The 2648-nt window shown below is 58.9% G+C and carries 3 protein-coding genes and 1 pseudogene; all 4 read right to left on the bottom strand.

What is annotated here, in order from left to right:
* Positions 1–606, bottom strand: a 606-nt coding sequence (locus tag PFH44_RS26645) for an AsmA family protein (RefSeq protein ID WP_283826698.1), incomplete at its 3' end; no start/stop codon positions are given.
* Positions 607–633: 27 nt separating this feature from the next.
* Positions 634–1215 (bottom strand): dCTP deaminase, encoded by a 582-nt coding sequence (gene dcd, locus PFH44_RS26640; RefSeq protein ID WP_045855745.1) that lies wholly within the window; start codon positions 1213–1215, stop codon positions 634–636.
* Between the two features lie 90 nt (positions 1216–1305).
* The gene (gene udk, locus PFH44_RS26635; protein ID WP_041146397.1) at positions 1306–1947 is read right to left on the bottom strand and encodes a uridine kinase; all 642 of its coding nucleotides are present in this window, start codon (positions 1945–1947) and stop codon (positions 1306–1308) included.
* A 238-nt stretch (positions 1948–2185) separates the two neighbouring features.
* A pseudogene (alkA, locus tag PFH44_RS26630) lies at positions 2186–2648 on the bottom strand (DNA-3-methyladenine glycosylase 2); the annotation flags it as partial.

The following is a 2648-nucleotide window of genomic DNA, read 5'->3' as shown; positions in this document are numbered from 1 at the left end:
CGTGGGCTCGGAGATGGTTATAAGAGACAGGACCCGCCCGGAGAAATCGAGCGTCGCGTGATGATTTTGATCCTGATCCATCTGCAGGCGGATATCGCGCACCGTCACCTGCTCGCCGCTTTCATGCTGGAAGAACAGTACGCTGTCGACAACCTTCAGCTGCCGCACGTCATAGGACCAGCCGCTGTCCTCCGACACCTGCGGCAGCGTGTTGTCGTGCGGAACCACCGGCGCATTCAGATCGCGCACCGCTTCCGTTTTTGGCGTCAGCTGGACAACCGCGCCTTTAAGCATCACCTGCTTAACCTGCAGCTGGTGGGAAATCAGCGGCAGCAGCGCCACGTCGAGGCGCATATTGTCCGCGCGAACCACCGGCTCGTCCGCGCCGGGCGCCGTCAGCGTCATGCGCCCGGACAGGATGCTCAGCTGCGGCCAGACGTGCCAGCGCAGCGGGCCATCGAGTTTGAGCTGATAACCGCTACGCTCCGCTACCTTGTGCACCATATAGGCGCGAAAATCATTGGGATTGACCAGCAATACCAATGCGGTAAGCCCGGCGACAACTACCGCCAGTAAGATCATCAGCGTCGTCAGAATTCGTCTCATGGCACCCTCAGCAAGCCGCTTACGTTATCAATCCTTGTCGATTCGACTCGCCACCGCGCCCTGCTGGTCGCGATATTTGGCGTCTTCACGGCGGTTATAGGGACGGGCCGCCGGGCCGGACAGCGGTTCAAAACTCAGTGCGCCGATCGGCATCCCGGGACGCAGCGCCAGCGGCAGCTTGCCGGAGTTATAGAACTCAAGCACGATGCAGCCCGACCAGCCCGGGTCGATACGGTGGGCGGTCACGTGAACCATCAGCCCCAGGCGCGCCAGCGACGAACGTCCGTCCAGCCAGCCCACCAGATCCGCAGGCAGGGTCACCGACTCAAAGGTCACCGCCAGCGCCAGCTCGCCCGGATGGAGATAAAACGCTTCGCCTTCCGGCAGCACGATCTCTTCGCTCATCACGCGATCCAGCGCCGCGGTCACTTCCGCCTTCGGCCCGCTCAGGTCGATAAACGGCGCCGTGTGGCCGCGAAAGGTGCGGAACTTATTGCCCAGGCGGACATCGACGGTCGCACCATTAATACGCTCAACGGGCGGACGCGGGCTGATGGATAGCCGCCCCTCATCCAACCAGGCTTCTATATCTCGGTCGCACAGACGCATGAGCTTTCTCCTTTAAGGCATCGCGCCCTCACACCTTCCGGGGATAAGGGCAATATGGGTTCTCTTTGCACGTTACACAATTCGTTAGTGTTATTCAAAGAACTGGCTGATCTTGGCCTTCAGAATATCAATCGCAATGCGGTTCTTGCCGCCGCGAGGCACAATGATGTCGGCATACTGCTTGGAAGGGTCAATAAACTGCAGGAACATCGGGCGGACGGTTTTCTGATACTGCGCCATCACCGAATCCATCGAGCGCCCGCGTTCGTTAACGTCGCGCTTAATACGGCGCATCAGGCAGATATCCAGCGGCGTATCGACGAAAATGGAAAAGTTTAATTCATTGCGTAAACGCACGTCGGTCAGGAGTAATATCCCCTCAAGGATAATCACTTTCTTCGGCTCAATATGGATCGTTTCCGGCATCCGCGTGTGCTCAACGTAGCTGTAAACCGGTAGTTCAATCGGCTGGCCGCTTTTCAGCATCTGCAGGTGCTGGAACAGCAGGCTATGGTCCATCGAGCTGGGATGGTCATAGTTGGTTTTAACCCGCTCTTCCATCGACAAATGACCTTGATCTTTGTAGTAGCTGTCTTCCGGAATAACGCCGATATGCTCGTCGCCAACCTGCTCGCGTAATTCGCGATAGAGCGTGCTGGCAATAAGACTTTTTCCCGAAGCCGATGCGCCGGCAATACCTATAATGACGCACTGATGAGACGTATCAGTCATAACTTTTTGCGACCTGATTAACCTGGATATATATACACATCATCCTGCAAACTGCCTCGGCGTTAGCTGCGTCGTGCACTTCGGTCGCTGGCTTTAGCCCGCTTCCGGGGGTTCACTTCCCCGCCGCCTTGACGCATCTCGAATGATTTTATGTACAGGAAGGGTGACGTTTTAGCGTCAAACGCGGCAATTATAGGGGCTTCAGCGCGGCGATACCAGCGCTAAGCGCCCCGTTAGGCTATTCCGCGACCGGGCTCCACCCTTCGGTGTACCAGATGTGCAACAGCGCATAGGATCGCCACGGCTGCCAGCGGCTGGCATAGCGAGCAATACGCGCCGGGGTCAGGGTGGGAAAGCGCTGCTTAATCAGATAATCATCGGCGAGGAAAATATCCTTCGCCTGCCAGCCGCGCAGGGCGAAATAGCTCGCGGTCCAGCGGCCAATGCCCGGCAGGGTTTGCAGCTGCTTCATTCCCGCCGCAATATCGTTCGGCGCCGTCAGCGGGAGCTCGCCGCTGATGGCCGCCTGCGCCAGCTAAACCAGCGCTTCGGCGCGCCGCAGCGGCATGCCCAGCGCCTTCAGCGCCAGCGGGTCGGCCGGCGCCAGTTTCTGCGGCGACGGAAAAAGAAAATATCCCGGCGCCTGCTCCAGCGGCTCGCCGAAAGCGGCTACCACCTTCGCCGGCAGCCTGGCCGCCATC

This window comes from Klebsiella sp. Ech2A (assembly GCF_030078455.1).
Lineage (GTDB): Bacteria > Pseudomonadota > Gammaproteobacteria > Enterobacterales > Enterobacteriaceae > Klebsiella > Klebsiella terrigena.
The sequence above is the reverse complement of the archived record's forward strand: the minus strand, read 5'-3'. Positions and strand labels throughout refer to the sequence as shown.